Source organism: Vaccinium witches'-broom phytoplasma str. VAC, from assembly GCF_000309405.1.
Classification (GTDB): domain Bacteria; phylum Bacillota_I; class Bacilli_A; order Acholeplasmatales; family Acholeplasmataceae; genus Phytoplasma.
On record NZ_AKIN01000118.1, the window covers coordinates 1 to 242 of the forward strand.

1 pseudogene is annotated in these 242 nt (G+C 28.1%); it reads right to left on the reverse strand.

Features of this window, described 5'->3' with window-relative positions:
• Nucleotides 1-50: 50 nt before the first annotated feature.
• Nucleotides 51-242: pseudogene (locus tag RI68_RS04155) on the reverse strand (DNA adenine methylase); the annotation flags it as partial.

Sequence of the window (242 nt, forward strand, 5' to 3'; positions counted from 1 at the left end):
AGTTTCATATCCAATTGAATGATGGTAAATAATGGTGAAAATTTTTATTTCTACTCATAATTTTTAATAATGATTTCTTGATTGATGTTTTTATTGGTAAGATGTTGGTTCGTTGTTGTTTTTGTTTTGATGATGTTACAGTTTGAAAATAAATGAAGAATTGGGGTTGTTTCGTAATTGGTATATAACCATTTAACACCCTTTTTGGTTGCTTGGTGTAATTCCAAGGCTAATTGTTGATG